This window comes from Halomonas rhizosphaerae, assembly GCF_030010555.1.
Classification (GTDB): Bacteria; Pseudomonadota; Gammaproteobacteria; order Pseudomonadales; family Halomonadaceae; genus Halomonas; species Halomonas rhizosphaerae.
Window position 1 is genome coordinate 176,594 of the sequence record NZ_JASCQP010000021.1, and the last position, 15,028, is coordinate 191,621.

Consider the following 15,028-nt stretch of genomic DNA (forward strand, 5'->3'; position numbering starts at 1 on the left):
CGTGGGTCCATGGCCGGACGATCGACGCGCGAAGTTATTATTGTGCGGCACCCCGTCCATCCCGCATCCGATGCTGGCCGACCGTCAGGGTCAGCGGGCAGGCAGGAACTCGAGGGGATCCTGAGGCTGGCCGTCCTTGCGCACCTCGAAATGCAGCCTGACGTCCTCGGCATCGCTGTCGCCCATGGTGGCGATGACCTCACCGGCCTCGACCACATCGTTCTCCTTGACGTTCAGGGTGTCGTTGTGAGCATAGGCACTCAGGAACTGGTCGTTGTGCTTGAGCAGGATCAGGTTGCCATAGCCCCTGACGCCACTGCCCGCGTAGACCACGATTCCCGGGCCGGCTGCCTTGACAGGTTGCCCCTTTTGACCCGCGATATCAATGCCGGCGGTGACGGTTCCCCCCTCGCCGAACTGGCCGACCACGTCGCCCTCGACCGGCCACTGCCAGGGCACCTCGTCCACCGGGGTATAGCTGCGCCCGGCGCGCTGCTCGGACGCCGGTTCACCGGCAACCGAGGTCCCGGCATCGGTGCCGCCGTCGTCCGTCTCCGACGATGCCCGGTCCACCTGGGCCGCCTCGTCCTCGGCCGTGGCGTCGGGCGCGTCGCTCGGTTCGGAGCCGCTCTGTGCCGCCGCCGTGCCGGTGGCCTGCTGTTCCTCCGCATTGTCTTCTTCCGCGCGCGAGGCCAGCTCACGCCGTTCGGCCAGATCGCGCTCGCTCAGGGTACCGTCCGCTCCCGGGCTGTCGTAGCTGTAGACCGGTCCAGGCCCCTGGTCGGCGCCCGAGACGGCATCGGCGCTCTCCATGGCCGCCTGAGTGGGCCCCTGCGGCGAGTCGCCCGCCGCCTGCCGCTCGGCCGAGAGTCGACGGTTGCGCTCGATGGCACTCTCGTCGGGCATCAGCCAGTCGAGTTCCTCATCGCTCCCGGACGCCTCGCCGCCGAGGCCGGTGGCCACGACCCCACGGCCGCTGGACGCGTTCTCGTCGCCGTCCTGGCTGGAGGCCGAGGTGGCGCTGCCCTCGCCGACCAGCACCAGCCGCTGACCGGGCTCGATGCGGTAGGGGGGCCCGATGCGGTTGAGGCGCGCCAGGTCGCGGTAGTCCATGTCATGGCGCCAGGCGATGCCGTAGAGCGTATCGCCGGCCTCCACCGTGTACTCGCCGGGCGTCGCGTCAGCCCGGCTGGCCGACAGGTCGCGGACCTGGACCGGCCCACTCTCGCCCTGCTGCGCGGCGCAGCCGGCCAGCGCCAGGGCCAGGCCGGAAATCAGAAATACCTTATGCATCGGAGCCTTCCTCCTTGTCAGCACCTTGTCGGTAACCGGGTTTCACCGGCCGATTAGCCCAGCCGATCAGCAGCACCAGGGCCGCGCCGGCCATCATCAGGGCCACCACCGCCGGCAGCCGGGCAGGGTCACCGGTCAGCTCGGCGAAGTCGGCCGGGGTCAGGTAACGGTAGTCGAGGGGGATCATCTGGCCCTCGGAACCCAGCTGGTAGCGTACCAGTTCGCGCCACGGCCAGAGTACCGGCAGCGAGCCGATGATGAAGCCGACCAGCAGCTGCAGGGTCGCGGTGTGATGGTGGCGCAGCAGCCAGGAGAGCAGCCGCGAGAAGCCGAACAGGCCAATCAGGCAGCCCACCCCGAACAGCCCGATCAACCCCAGGTCGAAGCCGCGAATGCCCTGCATCACCGTGCCGTAGAGGCCCATGGTCAGCAGCAGGAAGCTGCCCGACACGCCGGGCAGCAGCAAGGCACTGATGGCGATGGCCCCGCCCACCACCAGCACCAGGTCGGGATTGCCGAGCTGGGTGACCAGCGGCATCAGCGACGGCAGACCATGGGCGAGCAGCAGGCCACCGGCGAGCGGCAGCAGGTGCCACCATTTCCAGTCGGCCGGATGGCGGCTGACGACCACCGCCGACGCGGCCACCAGGCCGAAGAAGAAGCCGTTGAGCATCTGGGGGAAATCGTCCATCAGCCAGACGACGAGGTGGGCCACGCTGACCAGGCTGATGGCGATACCGGCCAGCAGCGGCAGCACGAAGGCCAGGTTGAGATGTACCGCCAGCAGCGGAAGGCCGCCGCGTCGCCAGGCGACGAAGGCGCTGGGGCCGAACTGCTTGATGCTGTGGATCAGCTCCTCGTAGATGCCGGTGACGAAGGCAATGGTGCCGCCGGACACGCCGGGCACCGCATCGGCGGCCCCCATGCCGGCGCCCCTGAGAAAGATACCGAGATGACGCTTCAACAGCGGACTCCTTTCAACGAATGACGCCTTCCAGCAGCGGTACGAACCGCACTGCCTCAAGCCGCTGTGTCTCGAAGCCGTCCGCGCTGCGGCGCACACGGGTCAGCCATTGCCGGCCATCCGGCTCGGCCAGCGGCGTGATCAACACGGCCCCTTCGCCGAGCTGGGCGAGCAGCGGCGCGGGCAACTCGCTGGCACAGGCGGTCAGCAGGATGACATCGAAGGGCGCCTCCTCCGGCCAGCCATGTCCCCCGTCGGCGAGGCGCAGCCGGGTATTGTGGACCTCGAGCAGACGCAGGCGACCGCCGGCACGGCGATGCAGGGCATTGATCCGTTCCACCGACCAGAGTTCCTTCACCAGGCGCGACAGCACCAGGGTCTGGTAGCCGGAACCGGTGCCGACCTCCAGCACCCGGGACGGCGCTTCCTGGATCACCAGCTCGGTCATCCGCGCCACCATCCACGGCTGGGAGAGGGTCTGGCCATGGCCGATGGGCAACGAGGTGTCCTCGTAGGCACGATGCGCCAGGGCCTCGTCGAGGAAGAGATGACGCGGCTCGCGGGCCATCACCTCCAGGACCCGTCGGTCGCGGATCCCCAGGTCGGCCAGGCGGCCGACCATGCGATCCCGGGTACGCTGCGATGTCATGCCGACACCGCGCAGCAGATCAGGTGAGTGCATCCAGCCAGTCCTGCACGTCGTCGCGCGCTGCATGCCGGGTCAGGTCGGTCTGCAGCGGCGTGATGGAAACATAGCCCGCCTCGACGGCGGCGAAGTCGGTGTCCGGACCATCGTCGGCATTCTCGCCCACGGCGGCGATCCAGTAGCGCAGCCGGCCCCGTGGATCCCGGACCTCCAGGGGGCGGGCCGCCGGGCCGCGATAGCCCAACCGGGTGACCCGAAAGCCCTGGATCTCGCTCCATGGCCGGTCCGGCACGTTGACATTGAGCAGGCTGCGCGGCGGCAGCGAGAGCTGGTCGGCCGCACCGACCAGGCTAGCCGCCACCCGTCCGGCGGTCTCGAAGTGGCGCGAGCCGACCAGCGACATGGCGATGGCCGCCATGCCCAGGTTGCGCCCCTCCATGGCGGCGGCCACGGTGCCGGAGTAGAGCACGTCGTCGCCGAGGTTACCACCGTGGTTGATCCCCGAGATCACCAGGTCCGGCCGTTCGTCCCAGACGCCGTTGACCCCCAGGTAGACGCAGTCCGCGGGGGTACCGTCGACGCTGTAGAAGCCGTTGTCGAGCGATGAGAGCGCCAGCGGTCGGGTCAGCGTGAGGGAGTTGCTGGCCCCGCTCTTGTCGCGATCCGGCGCGACCACCCGTAGCCGCGCATGGGGCAGCAGGGCATCGTGGAGGGCACGCAGCCCCGGGGCATGCACCCCGTCGTCATTGGAGAGCAGCAGTCGACGCATCACAGGCTCCTGTCGGAGGGAGGGGCCCCCAGGGTGGGATGAGAGATCAGTTCCCGCAGCACGGCGGTGGCGAAGGCGCCCCGCGGCAGGCTGAAGGCCAGCCAGCTCTCGCCGTCGCCGCGCGTCAGCCGCGCCTCGCCCAGGCGCAGCCGCAAGGCCCGGCGGGCCAGGCGGACACCGGCACGCTCGAGCCCGCCGCACAGGCCTGGATAGCGCGCGACCAGGGCGGCCTCGTGGGCCCGGGCCTCGCCGGCGGCACGCGACTCGCCGACGCCCCACAGTATCCCGGCGGGATGCAGGTCGAGGCACCTGGCCCGATCGGAAAGCTCGGCGAGCTCGGCGGCATCGTCGGGCGCAACGCCGAACTGGCTGGCGCTGCCGTCGAGCATCACCACCTCGCCAGGCAGCGGCGTCGCCCAGCTCTGGTCGCGGACCCGGGCGGCCAGCAGCTCGTTGAACAGGAAGCTGCGGGCCGCCGAGAGCAGCATGCCCTCGCGGTCATCACGCTTGCGCCAGCCGCGGGCCAGCATGGCCCGGGCGCGCTGCAGGTTGCGCCCGTCCGCGCCGAAGCGCTGGGGGCCGACATAGTTGGCGACCCCCGCGTCGCAGAGGCGCTGCCAGCGCGCCTCGAGCGCCGGGTCGGCCACCGCCGCCCCGGTGATCCGCAGGCGGAAGCGGTTGGCCCGGTGCACGCCGCGCTTGAGCTTGCGCGGATGACGGGCCTGGTCGAGCACCCGGATGCCCCGTTCGGCGAGTCGCGCCGCGAGCCCCTCGGGGGCCTCGCGGCCGGGCAGCTGCACGGAGAGCCATTGGCGGGTCACGGCGACCCGGTCCTTCATGCCCGCATAGCCGACCACCCGCGGCGAGACCTCGCAGAGCCGGGCCAGGTCGCGGGCGACCATGGCGGTGGTCAGGTCGCGCTTCTCGATGAACAGCCAGAGGTGCTCGCCCTCCCCCGCCGGGGCGAAGTCGAGGACCTCCTCGACGCGGAAGTCCTCGGGGACGGCGCGGTAGTCTCCGGGCGGCGGCGCACCGAGCTCGCCCTCCAGCACTCGCGGCCAGGTCGGCGGCCAGTCGATGGCATCCTCGACACCGGATGAAGCGACCTCACTCACCGGCAGTCTCCCCGTCGCGAGGGACCAGCAGTGCCACCGCCTCGGCGGCGATGCCCTCGCCGCGGCCGGTGAAACCGAGCCGTTCGGTGGTGGTGGCCTTGACGTTGACCGCCCCCCGGGAAAGGCCGAGATCCGCGGCGATATGCCCGGCCATGGCGCCGATATGCGGCGCCATCTTCGGCGCCTGGGCGATCAGCGTGGCATCCAGGTTGCCGACCCGGTAACCCGCCCCGCCCACCAACCCGGCGACATGGCGCAGCAGGGCGCGGCTGTCGGCGCCGGCCCAGGCCGGGTCGGTGTCGGGAAAGTGGCGGCCGATGTCGCCCAGCGCACAGGCCCCCAGCAGGGCGTCGCAGACCGCATGCAGCAGCACGTCGCCGTCGGAGTGGGCGACGAAGCCGCGGTCGAAGGGGATGGCGACACCGCCGACCATCAGGTGGTCGCCCGCGCCGAAGCGGTGGACATCGAAGCCGTGGCCGATTCGCATCATGCTCTCTTCGTCCCGCACGGGGACGCCTCGGAGTGGGTCGTCGAGGCCGCCTGGGCGGCCAGAGCCTGGGCGGACAGCACCAGTTCGGCCAGGGCCAGGTCCTCGGGATGGGTGATCTTGAGGTTGTCGCGACGTCCGCTGACCAGCCGCGGCGAGAGGCCCGCCGCCTCCACCGCCGAGGCCTCGTCGGTCACGGCGACGCCGCGCGCCTGCGCATCATTCAGCGCGCGGCGCAGCAGGCCGTGGCGGAAGCCCTGGGGAGTGAAGGCGTGCCAGAGCCCCTCGCGGGACTCGGTGGCCTGCACCCGGCCGGCGCCGTCATCACGTTTCATGGTGTCGGCCACCGGGGCCGCCAGCAGCCCACCCACGGGGTCGTCGGCGATCGCGGCCAGCAGCCGCGACAGGTCGTCGACGGTGACGCAGGGCCTGGCCACGTCGTGGACCAGCACCAGGTCGTCCTCCGCGGCGTCCGGGGCGATGGTCTCCAGGGCGTTGACCACCGAGTCGACCCGCTCGGCGCCGCCGGGCGCCCGTCGCCAGTCGGTGAAGGGCACCCAGGCCGGGTCGAAGTGGCCATCGTCGGGATCCAGGCAGAGGCAGAGCCGGGCCTCGGGAAAGGCCGCGTGGAGGCGTGCCAGGGTGCGGGCCAGCACCGGCCGTCCAGCCAGCGGCAGGTACTGCTTGGGGAGGTCGGCGCCCATGCGTCGCCCCTGCCCCGCGGCGGGCACTACCAGCCACAGGCGGCCGCTCATTGGCCTCCCTCCGCGCCGGGTGCCGGCCTGCCCACCAGGCCGGCATTGACCTCGAGGCCGGTGTTGTCCACCGCCACGCCGGGGACCCAGAAGAACTGCTCGTCGCTGCGCACCATGCCGATGTCGCTGCGGGCCCGTTCCTCGATGGCGTCGAGGCCGGTCTTGAGATCCACCACCTCGGCGGCCAGGCGGGCATTGCGGTCACGCAGCGGCTGGTTCTCTCGCTCCAGCACGGCCACGCGCTGGCGCACCTCGGTGAGCTCGCGCATGCCGCCCTCGCCGAGCCACAGCCGGTACTGCAGCAGCGCGAGCAGGATGATGAGCACGATGGCCAGCGACTTCAGCATGCAGGGAGTCCGTCACGAGGTTGCCGATGGCCGGCATTATGCCAGTTTCGACGCCTGTCGGCAGGGCCTCGGGAACAATGCCCTCACCGCCGAGCGACGACCAATGCTGCGGTGCCCCCATCAGACGTCCCGGAAGGGTAACGCCGCCTCGGCCGCCCGGCAGTAGGCCTCGACATGGGCTCGCTCCTCGGCGCAGAAGCGCGCCACGGCGTCGCGCAGGCGTGGATCGGCGATATGGTGCAGCGAGGTGAGACGCCGCGGGGCGAAGCCCCGGGAGAGCTTGTGCTCACCCTGGGTACCGGGGTCGAAGAGGGTCAGCCCCCGCGCCAGGCAGTGCTCGATGCCCTGGTAGTAGCAGGCCTCGAAGTGCAGGCAGTCGGCCACCACCTCGCTGCCCCAGTAGCGCCCGTAGAGCGTGCGCGTCCCCTGCAGGCAGAGCGCGGCGGCCACCGGGGTGCCCTCGCTGCGGGCCTGGATCAGCAGCAGCGACTCGGGCAGGGTGCGGCGCAGGCGCTCGAAGAAGTCGAGACCGAGGTAGCCATGGCGACCGCGTTCCAGGTAGGTGATCTCGTAGCAGCGGAAGAAGTGGGCCAAAGCCGGCGCGTCGATGGCCTCGCCCTCCAGGCGGTGCAGGGTCAGGCCCTGATCGGCGACGATCCGCCGCTCGCGACGGATCGCCTTGCGCCGTTTTGAGGTCAGGGCGGCCAGGAAGCCCTCGAAGTCGCCATAGCCGCGATCGCGCCACTGGAACTGCACGCCTCGCCGCGCCAGCAGGGACGGGCAGGCCGCCCGCCAGGCCTCGACCTCGACCGGCTCGGCGAACAGCAGGTGCCAGCTCGACAGGTCGCTGGCTTCCCAGGCCCCGGCCAGCACCCGGCGGGCGGCCAGGGGGTCGAGGTGCGACGCCAGGGCCAGGCGCGGCCCCGGTGCCGGGGTGAAGGGAATCGCCGAGAGCCCCTTGGGGTAGTAGTCGCCCCCGGCGCGTTCCCAGGCCTCGGCCCAGCCCCAGTCGAAGACGTATTCACCGAAGGAGTGGTGCTTGTGGTAGTGGGGCATGACGCCGACCAGCGCCTCGCCCTGCCAGAGGGTCAGGTGGCGCGGCACCCAGCCGGTGGCGGGGCTCGCCGCCCCGCTGGCCTCCAGGGCATGCAGGAACTCGTGGCGCAGGAAGGGATGGTCGTCGCCGACCAGCGCATTCCACCGTGCGGCCGGCACCGCCTCGATGGCGGACACTTCGCTCAGGACCAACTCCGACATGGGAACTCCCGGAGTAAAGAGGGGACGGCAGCTGACAAGCCGTTGGCAGAAGGCCTACATTGTGCCCAGTACCCGAGCCCCCATCCATCCTCATCGACACACGGAGACGTGCATGACCGACGCCCGCGCCCTGCAGGCGCGCCTGGACCAGCAGCGCCACGCCTTCGCCGCCGACCCCTTCCCTTCGGCGGCGACCCGTCGCGACCGCCTAGCCCGCCTGGCGAGCATGACCCGTCACCATCGCGACGAGATCAGCCAGGCGATCCGCCAGGACTTCGGCCACCGCGCCGAGGCCGAGACGCGTCTGGCGGAGGTCGTCCCGCTGCTGATGGCCATCCGCCACACCCGGCGCCACCTTAAGCGCTGGATGTCGCCCCGCCGTGCCGCCGTGCCCTGGCGGCTGCTGCCGGGCCGGGCGCGCATCCACCGCCAGCCGCTGGGGGTCGTGGGCATCATCGCACCATCCAACTATCCCTGGAGCCTGGCGCTGATGCCGGCGGTGGATGCCCTGGCCGCCGGCAACCGGGTGATGATCAAGCCCAGCGAACAGACCCCCACCACCAGCGCCCTGTTGGCCCGTCTGGTCGAGCGCTACTTCGCGCCCGACGAACTGTGCGTGGTCACCGGCGATGCCGATATCGGCCGGGCCTTCGCCGCCCTGCCCTTCGATCACCTGTTGTTCACCGGGAGTGCCCGGGTCGGCCGCGAGGTGGCCCGGGCCGCGGCCGACCATCTCACTCCCGTCACCCTGGAGCTCGGGGGCAAGGCCCCGGCCATCGTCGCCGATGATGCCGACCTGGCGCATGCCGCCCGGCGCATCGCCTTCGGCAAGTGGCTCAACGCCGGCCGGACCTGCATCGCCCCGGACCATGTGCTGATCGATGCGGCACGGCTGCCGGCCTTCATCGAGGCGATCCGCGAGGTGGTCAAGACCTTCTATCCGCAGGGCACCGCCAGCGACGACTATTCGGCGGTGCCCGGCGACGCCTCCCGCACCCGCCTCGAGGGCCTGCTCGACGAGGCCCGCGACCATGGCTGCCGGGTGATCGAGCTCGGCGAGCGCCTGGAACTCAGCCACGGCGCCAAGCTGCCGCCCACCCTGGTGGTCGACCCCACCGCGAACCTGGCGATCATGCAGGAGGAGGTCTTCGGCCCCTGGCTGCCGGTGATCGGGGTGCGCGACTTCGACGCCGCCCTGGCCCGGGTCGCCGAGGGGCCACGCCCGCTGGCGCTCTACGCCTTCACCGACGACCCGGCCCGCCGTCGCCGCCTGCTGGAGCAGACTCGCTCGGGCGGCATGGTCTTCAACGACACCCTGTGGCACTACGTGGTGCCCGCCCTGCCCTTCGGTGGGATCGGCGAGAGCGGCATGGGGGCCTATCAGGGCGAGACCGGCTTCCTGCGCTTCAGTCACCAGCGCAGCGTCTTCCGCCAGGCACGCCATAATGCCGTGGGGCTGCTCGATCCGCCCTGGCGCCGCTGGTGGCTGCGCCTGCTGGGCCTGTGAGCCGGTCTATCAACCACAAAAATAGCGGTAATAAAACTACAAAAATTGCCGATTACCGGGTAGAATGGCCGAATAACCGGACGCTTTATTGGTAAGTTTACAAGACAACCGACACTCGATTCCGAGGTGACCCATGGCCAGCACGACCCCCGCCCTCAACCCCACCGTCGCCGACGTCACCCGCCGCATCCGCCAGCGCTCCGCCGAACGCCGCGCCCTCTACGAGAGCCGCATGGCCGACCAGCACCGCCGCGGCGTGCACCGGGGCGAGCTCTCCTGCGGCAACCTGGCCCACGGCTTCGCGGCCTGCGGCGAGACGGACAAGAACTCGCTGAAGCTGATGAATTCGGCCAACCTCGGCATCATCTCCGCCTACAACGACATGCTCTCGGCCCACCAGCCGCTGGAGACCTTCCCCGAGACCATCAAGGCCGCCGCCCGTGCCATGGGCTCCACCGCCCAGTTCGCCGGCGGCGTGCCGGCCATGTGTGACGGCGTCACCCAGGGCCAGCCGGGCATGGAGCTGTCGCTGTTCTCCCGCGACGTCATCGCCATGGCCACCGCCGTGGGTCTCTCCCACAACATGTTCGACGCCGCGCTCTACCTTGGCGTGTGCGACAAGATCGTCCCGGGGCTGTTCATCGCCGCGGCCCGCTTCGGCCACCTGCCGGCCATGTTCGTGCCGGCCGGCCCGATGCCCAGCGGCCTGCCCAACAAGGAGAAGGCGCGCATCCGCCAGCTCTTCGCCGAGGGCAAGGCGAGCCGCGAGGACCTGCTCGAGGCCGAGTCGGCGTCCTACCACAGCCCGGGCACCTGCACCTTCTACGGCACCGCCAACTCCAACCAGCTGATGATGGAGATGATGGGCCTGCACCTGCCGGGCACCTCCTTCGTCAACCCCGGCACCGAGATGCGCGAGGCGCTGACCCGCTACGCCACCGAGCAGGCGGTCCGCAACACCGAGCCCGGCGGCGACTACCGCCCGTTCTACAAGCAGATCGACGAGCGCGCCATCGTCAACGCCATCGTCGGCCTGCTCGCCTCCGGCGGCTCCACCAACCACACCCTGCACCTGGTGGCCATGGCCGCCGCCGCCGGCCTGACCATCACCTGGGAAGACTTCACCGACCTCTCCGCGGTGACGCCGAGCCTGATGCAGGTCTATCCCAACGGCCAGGCCGACATCAACCACTTCCAGGCCGCCGGCGGGATGAGCTACCTGTTCCGCGAGCTGCTCGGCGCCGGCCTGATCCACGGCGATATCCCCACGGTGTTCGGCACCAACCTGACCGCCTACACCCAGGAACCCTTCCTGGAGGAGGGCAAGCTGACGTGGCGCGAAGGGCCCGAGAAGAGCCTCGACGAGGACGTGCTGCGCGGCGTGAAGGAACCCTTCGCGCCTACCGGCGGGCTCACCGTGGTCGACGGCAACCTGGGCCGCGGGGTGATCAAGGTCTCGGCGGTGAAGCCCGAGCACCGCGTGGTCGAGGCGCCGATCCGCATCTTCGAGGACCAGAACGACCTCAAGGGCGCCTTCGAGGCCGGCGACCTGGACCGCGACGTGATCGCCGTGGTGCGCTTCCAGGGCCCCAAGGCCAACGGCATGCCGGAGCTGCACAAGCTGACCCCCTACCTCGGCGTGCTGCAGGACCGGGGCTACAAGGTGGCGCTGGTCACCGACGGTCGCATGTCCGGCGCCTCCGGCAAGGTGCCGGCGGCCATCCACATCAGCCCCGAGGCGCTGGACGGGGGCCCGCTGGCAAAGCTCAAGAATGGCGATATCGTGCGCCTGGACGCCGACAGCGGCAGCCTCGAGGTCAAGATCGACGCCCATGAATGGGCCGAGCGCGAGCTGCGGGTCGGCGATCTTGACCACTACCACGTGGGGCTGGGGCGCGAGCTGTTCGGCGGCTTCCGCCACCTGGCCATGCGCGGCGAGGAGGGGGCCGGGGTGTTCGGCGGCTTCGAGGCCGACGACCTGGCGCGCCAGGAGGGCCAGATCCACGACGAGGACGCCTGAATGACGCGCCCTGCCCTGATCGGTGGAACCCTCGAGAGCGGTGGCGCCCACGGTGCCGCCCTTACCGCCGCGGCCTGTCCGGAGGCATGCCCATGACGCGCCCTGCCCTGATCGGAGATATCGGTGGCACCAATGCGCGCTTCGCCCTGGTGACCCCGGACACCTTCGCGCCCCGCGACATCCTGAGCCTGCCCTGTGCCGACTACCCGGGCCTGGTGGAAGCGGTGCGCGACTACCTCGACCGGGTCGGGCTGACCGGCGACGCCGCCCCCCGCGAGGCCTGCCTGGCCTTCGCCTGCCCGATCCGCGGCGACCGGGTGAGCATGACCAACAACCACTGGACCTTCTCCCGGGAGGAAGTCCAGCAGGCGCTGGGACTCAGCCTCTTCAAGGCCATCAACGACTTCACCGCCCAGGCGCTGGGCGTTCCCCATGTGGCCGACAGCGACCTGGTGGACGTGCAGTGCGGCGAGGCGGTCCCCCACGCTGCCCGGCTGGTGATCGGCCCAGGGACCGGGCTGGGCGTGGCGGGACTCTTTCCCGGGCGACACGCCTGGATCCCGCTGGCCACCGAGGGCGGCCACGTGACCTTCGCGCCCACCGACGAACGCGAGCAGAACCTGCTGCGGCACTTCCGCAACCGCTACGGCCGCGTCTCGGTGGAGCGCATCCTCTGTGGCCAGGGGCTGCTCGACCTCTACCTGGCCCACTGCTCGCTGAAGGGCGCCCCGCCCCGCCATGCCACCCCGGCCGAGGTCACCCGGGCGGCGGCGGGCGGCGACGGGGTGGCCCGTGATACCCTGCTGCGATTCCTGAAGATCCTCGGCGACGTCTGCGGCGATGCCGCCCTGACCATGGGAGCTCGCGGCGGGGTCGCCCTGTGCGGCGGCATCCTCCCGCGATTGCTGGAGTGGCTGCCCGAGAGCCGCTTCCTCGAGGCCTTCACCGCCAAGGGCCGCATGAGTGCCTATACCGGGGCCATCCCGGTCCAGGTGGTCACCGCGCCCTGGACGGGCCTGCTGGGCGCCGCCGAGGCCCTGCACAACGAAGAGGTCGAATAACTCGACGCAAGAGGCCGAATGATGATTCCACAGAGTCTGCGAACCCTGATCGACGAGACCCGCGGCCAGCGCCGTGCCGAGTGGGCCGGCCGCGAGGTGTGGCTGGCCAATGAAGCCTGGGGAGAGCTGGCGGTCTCGCTGCAGGGCGCGCAGGTCCTTCACTTCTTGCCTTTCACCGGCGCCCCGGACGGTCCGGAAGACGCGCCAACGCGAGCCAGTGCCTCAAGCCGAGGCGCGAGCCAAGAATCGCTGGTGGCCGGCGGCTGGCTATGGGTGACACCCACGCCACAGACCCTGCCGGGAGCCATCCGTGGCGGCATCCCGCTGTGCTGGCCCTGGTTCGCCGACGAGAACACCGCCGACGAGTCCCCGGATCGCTCTGGCCCGATGCATGGCCCGGCGCGCAAGGCACAGTGGCGGCTGGATGCCGTGGACGAGCACGAGGAGGGCGTCGAGCTGCACCTCTCGCCCGAGGAACGCCTGCATGGCCAGCTGGTGCCGCGCGCCGTGATCCAGGCCAACGCCCGGCGCCTGCACGTGGAACTGATCACCGAGCATGTCGGGGAGACCCCGGTGAAGATCACCGGGGCCCTGCACAGCTACCTGGCCGTCGCCGATGCCTTCGCCTGCCGCATCGAGGGCCTGGCCGGCGCCACCTACCTGGACAAGCTGGCCGACTTCGCCGAGCGCGACCAGCAGGGCGAACTCGCGGTGCGCGGGGCGCTCGATCGCATCTACCGCAGCAATGCCGAGCTGTGTCTCGACGACGGCACCCGCCGCCTGAGGATCGCCCGCCAGGGCAGCGATTCCGCCGTGGTCTGGCATCCCGGCGACGCGCCCCCCGGGGACACCTCGATCGAGGCCGCCCGCCACTTCCTGTGCGTCGAGTCGGCCAACACCCGGCTCGACCCGGTGTGGCTGGTCCCCGGCGCCCAGCACCTGCTGGGCACCACCCTGAGCCGAGAGAAGGGAGCAACCCCATGACCCCCGTGATCAGCTTCGGCGAGGCCCTCGTCGACCTGCTTTCCAGCCGCCTCGGCGACACGCCGGATGGACCAGCGGATGCCCCGGAGACCTTCACCCCCTATGCCGGCGGCGCCCCCGCCAACGTGGCGGTGGCCTGCGCCCGCCTGGGCGTGCCCAGCCGCTTCCTCGGCATGCTCGGCGAGGATCACTTCGGCGACTTCCTGGTCGCCGAGCTGGCCGCCCATGGCGTGGACACCTCCGGCGTGGTGCGCACCCGCGAGGCACGCACGGCACTCGCCTTCGTCTCCCGCGATGCCGAGGGCGAGCGCACCTTCGACTTCTACCGCCCGCCGGCCGCGGACCTCCTCTATCGCCTGGAACACCTGCCCGCCGGCGTCTTCGCCGACCCGGCCATCGTGCACTTCTGCAGCAACAGCCTGACCGAGCCGGAGATCGCCGAGACCACCCTGGCCATGGCCGAGATGGCCCGCCGCGCCGGCTGCCTGGTGAGCGTGGATGCCAACCTGCGCCACAACCTCTGGGCCAGCGGCAGCACCGACATCAGCCTGGTCACCCGGCTGCTCGATGCCGCCGACCTGCTCAAGCTCTCGACGGACGAGCTCGACTACCTGCGCGCCGACCACCCCCGGGAGGGCTGGCTGGCCGAACGTTTCGCCGCCGGGGTCAAGGTCGCGGTGATCACCGACGGCCCCGGGGAGGTGATGCTGAAGGGCGTCGGCCTGGACGAGCGGGTCACGCCGCCCCGGGTCCAGGCGGTGGATACCACGGCGGGCGGGGACGCCTTCATCGGCGGCCTGCTGGCCGAGCTCGCCGAGTTCAACGCCGACAAGGGCCTCGACGGCGACTGGCACCGCGACACGTCCTTCCTGCGGCGCGCGGTGGAGATCGCCAGTCGCTGCGGCGCCCATGCCGTGACGCGCCCGGGTGCCTATGCCGCCCTGCCGGATCGCGACGACCTGGAACGTCTGCGCGCCTGAGACTCCTTGACACGCCGCCTTCACCCCGGGCCGGCCTTGCCGGCCCGGGGTCGTTTCATGCGTGCAAGCAAGACCATGAGCCAAAAAAGCCCCGGCGGGGCCGGGGCAAGGGACAGCAACCAGCTGTCGAGAGAGCACAGGGTTACCGAAGCAGGAAACGGGAATCAGTGGTGGAAGCGCTCCGCCGCCTCGCGGGCCAGTGAGCGGATGGCATCCCAGTCCTCGGCGTCGATCAGTGACTTCGGCGTGAGCCAGGAGCCTCCCACGCACATCACGTTCTTGAGCGCCAGGTAGTCCTCGGCGTTGTTGATTCCGATCCCGCCGGTGGGGCAGAAGCGCGCCTCGGGGATCGGGCCGGCGAAGGCCTTGAGGGCCTTGACCCCGCCGCTGGCCTCGGCCGGGAAGAACTTGAAGCGGCGATAGCCATACTGCCAGCCGGTCATCAGCTCGGAGACGGTCGCCACGCCGGGCAGCATCGGCACCGGGCTCGTGACACCGTAGCGATAGAGCGCCTCGGTCGTGCCGGGCGTCACCACAAAATCGGCGCCCACCTCCTCGGCCTGGCGGTACTGGGCCGGCGTCAGCACGGTGCCCACGCCGATGCTGGCCTGGGGCAGCGCCTCCTTGATGCGCTTGATCGCCTCGAGGGCACAGTCGGTGCGCAGGGTGATCTCCAGGACGGTCAGGCCACCCTCGAAGAGGGCGCGGGCCAGGGGCACGGCATCCTCGATGCGTTGGATGGCCAGCACCGGGATTACCTCGGCCTTGAGGCAGATGCTGTCCAGTTCGGTGGTGCGGGTCGAGGGCAGCTGCTTGTCGATGCTCATGATGGTCTCCAGAAGC

At 70.8% G+C, this 15,028-nt stretch carries 15 protein-coding genes; 5 read left to right on the forward strand and 10 right to left on the reverse strand.

The window, feature by feature from the left end:
* Positions 1 to 90 precede the first annotated feature (90 nt).
* The 9 genes from QLQ83_RS07575 to QLQ83_RS07615 all read right to left on the reverse strand — a co-directional run bounded on the left by QLQ83_RS07575 (position 91) and on the right by QLQ83_RS07615 (position 7,633).
* Positions 91 to 1,293 (reverse strand): peptidoglycan DD-metalloendopeptidase family protein, encoded by a 1,203-nt coding sequence (locus QLQ83_RS07575; RefSeq protein WP_282734904.1) that lies wholly within the window; start codon positions 1,291 to 1,293, stop codon positions 91 to 93.
* Positions 1,286 to 2,260: a DUF368 domain-containing protein gene (locus tag QLQ83_RS07580; RefSeq protein WP_282734972.1), complete on the reverse strand. Its 975-nt coding sequence runs from the start codon at positions 2,258 to 2,260 to the stop codon at positions 1,286 to 1,288. Before QLQ83_RS07580 ends, QLQ83_RS07575 begins: the two co-directional genes overlap by 8 nt.
* A 10-nt stretch (positions 2,261 to 2,270) precedes the next feature.
* On the reverse strand, positions 2,271 to 2,939 hold the full coding sequence (locus tag QLQ83_RS07585) for a protein-L-isoaspartate(D-aspartate) O-methyltransferase (protein ID WP_282734905.1): 669 nt from the start codon (positions 2,937 to 2,939) through the stop codon (positions 2,271 to 2,273).
* A complete protein-coding gene (gene surE, locus QLQ83_RS07590) occupies positions 2,926 to 3,672 on the reverse strand; it encodes a 5'/3'-nucleotidase SurE (protein WP_282734906.1) in 747 nt (248 codons plus the stop codon). The genes QLQ83_RS07585 and surE overlap by 14 nt, the downstream gene beginning before the upstream one ends.
* The gene (gene truD, locus QLQ83_RS07595) at positions 3,672 to 4,787 is read right to left on the reverse strand and encodes a tRNA pseudouridine(13) synthase TruD (protein ID WP_282734907.1); all 1,116 of its coding nucleotides are present in this window, start codon (positions 4,785 to 4,787) and stop codon (positions 3,672 to 3,674) included. Before truD ends, surE begins: the two co-directional genes overlap by 1 nt.
* The gene (gene ispF, locus QLQ83_RS07600; protein WP_282734973.1) at positions 4,780 to 5,274 is read right to left on the reverse strand and encodes a 2-C-methyl-D-erythritol 2,4-cyclodiphosphate synthase; all 495 of its coding nucleotides are present in this window, start codon (positions 5,272 to 5,274) and stop codon (positions 4,780 to 4,782) included. The genes truD and ispF overlap by 8 nt, the downstream gene beginning before the upstream one ends.
* Entirely contained in the window at positions 5,274 to 6,029 is a 756-nt protein-coding gene (ispD, locus tag QLQ83_RS07605; protein WP_282734908.1) for a 2-C-methyl-D-erythritol 4-phosphate cytidylyltransferase, read from the reverse strand. The genes ispF and ispD overlap by 1 nt, the downstream gene beginning before the upstream one ends.
* On the reverse strand, positions 6,026 to 6,376 hold the full coding sequence (ftsB, locus tag QLQ83_RS07610; RefSeq protein ID WP_282734909.1) for a cell division protein FtsB: 351 nt from the start codon (positions 6,374 to 6,376) through the stop codon (positions 6,026 to 6,028). The genes ispD and ftsB overlap by 4 nt, the downstream gene beginning before the upstream one ends.
* A 120-nt stretch (positions 6,377 to 6,496) precedes the next feature.
* Positions 6,497 to 7,633: a GNAT family N-acetyltransferase gene (locus tag QLQ83_RS07615; RefSeq protein ID WP_282734910.1), complete on the reverse strand. Its 1,137-nt coding sequence runs from the start codon at positions 7,631 to 7,633 to the stop codon at positions 6,497 to 6,499.
* A 112-nt stretch (positions 7,634 to 7,745) separates the two neighbouring features.
* Here QLQ83_RS07615 and QLQ83_RS07620 point away from each other — a divergent pair, with 112 nt between their 5' ends.
* The 5 genes from QLQ83_RS07620 to QLQ83_RS07640 all read left to right on the forward strand — a co-directional run bounded on the left by QLQ83_RS07620 (position 7,746) and on the right by QLQ83_RS07640 (position 14,185).
* A complete protein-coding gene (locus QLQ83_RS07620) occupies positions 7,746 to 9,140 on the forward strand; it encodes a coniferyl aldehyde dehydrogenase (RefSeq protein WP_282734911.1) in 1,395 nt (464 codons plus the stop codon).
* A 133-nt stretch (positions 9,141 to 9,273) separates the two neighbouring features.
* On the forward strand, positions 9,274 to 11,160 hold the full coding sequence (gene edd / locus QLQ83_RS07625) for a phosphogluconate dehydratase (protein ID WP_282734912.1): 1,887 nt from the start codon (positions 9,274 to 9,276) through the stop codon (positions 11,158 to 11,160).
* Positions 11,161 to 11,252: 92 nt separating this feature from the next.
* Positions 11,253 to 12,221 (forward strand): glucokinase, encoded by a 969-nt coding sequence (glk, locus tag QLQ83_RS07630; RefSeq protein WP_282734913.1) that lies wholly within the window; start codon positions 11,253 to 11,255, stop codon positions 12,219 to 12,221.
* Positions 12,222 to 12,242: 21 nt separating this feature from the next.
* Positions 12,243 to 13,205: an aldose epimerase family protein gene (locus tag QLQ83_RS07635; protein WP_282734914.1), complete on the forward strand. Its 963-nt coding sequence runs from the start codon at positions 12,243 to 12,245 to the stop codon at positions 13,203 to 13,205.
* On the forward strand, positions 13,202 to 14,185 hold the full coding sequence (locus QLQ83_RS07640) for a carbohydrate kinase family protein (RefSeq protein WP_282734915.1): 984 nt from the start codon (positions 13,202 to 13,204) through the stop codon (positions 14,183 to 14,185). The genes QLQ83_RS07635 and QLQ83_RS07640 overlap by 4 nt, the downstream gene beginning before the upstream one ends.
* A 164-nt stretch (positions 14,186 to 14,349) precedes the next feature.
* On the opposite strand, the gene QLQ83_RS07645 is transcribed toward QLQ83_RS07640, so the two are convergent.
* Positions 14,350 to 15,012: a bifunctional 4-hydroxy-2-oxoglutarate aldolase/2-dehydro-3-deoxy-phosphogluconate aldolase gene (locus QLQ83_RS07645; protein WP_282734916.1), complete on the reverse strand. Its 663-nt coding sequence runs from the start codon at positions 15,010 to 15,012 to the stop codon at positions 14,350 to 14,352.
* Positions 15,013 to 15,028 lie beyond the last annotated feature (16 nt).

Coding starts and splice junctions, on each gene's coding strand:
- glk (WP_282734913.1), top strand. CDS start 11,253: ATGACGCGCCCTGCCCTGATCGGAGATATCGGTGGCACCAATGCGCGC.
- QLQ83_RS07645 (WP_282734916.1), bottom strand. CDS start 15,012: ATGAGCATCGACAAGCAGCTGCCCTCGACCCGCACCACCGAACTGGAC.
- QLQ83_RS07620 (WP_282734911.1), top strand. CDS start 7,746: ATGACCGACGCCCGCGCCCTGCAGGCGCGCCTGGACCAGCAGCGCCAC.
- ftsB (WP_282734909.1), bottom strand. CDS start 6,376: ATGCTGAAGTCGCTGGCCATCGTGCTCATCATCCTGCTCGCGCTGCTG.
- QLQ83_RS07635 (WP_282734914.1), top strand. CDS start 12,243: ATGATTCCACAGAGTCTGCGAACCCTGATCGACGAGACCCGCGGCCAG.
- QLQ83_RS07585 (WP_282734905.1), bottom strand. CDS start 2,939: ATGCACTCACCTGATCTGCTGCGCGGTGTCGGCATGACATCGCAGCGT.
- QLQ83_RS07575 (WP_282734904.1), bottom strand. CDS start 1,293: ATGCATAAGGTATTTCTGATTTCCGGCCTGGCCCTGGCGCTGGCCGGC.
- ispF (WP_282734973.1), bottom strand. CDS start 5,274: ATGCGAATCGGCCACGGCTTCGATGTCCACCGCTTCGGCGCGGGCGAC.
- surE (WP_282734906.1), bottom strand. CDS start 3,672: ATGCGTCGACTGCTGCTCTCCAATGACGACGGGGTGCATGCCCCGGGG.
- QLQ83_RS07640 (WP_282734915.1), top strand. CDS start 13,202: ATGACCCCCGTGATCAGCTTCGGCGAGGCCCTCGTCGACCTGCTTTCC.
- ispD (WP_282734908.1), bottom strand. CDS start 6,029: ATGAGCGGCCGCCTGTGGCTGGTAGTGCCCGCCGCGGGGCAGGGGCGA.
- QLQ83_RS07615 (WP_282734910.1), bottom strand. CDS start 7,633: ATGTCGGAGTTGGTCCTGAGCGAAGTGTCCGCCATCGAGGCGGTGCCG.
- edd (WP_282734912.1), top strand. CDS start 9,274: ATGGCCAGCACGACCCCCGCCCTCAACCCCACCGTCGCCGACGTCACC.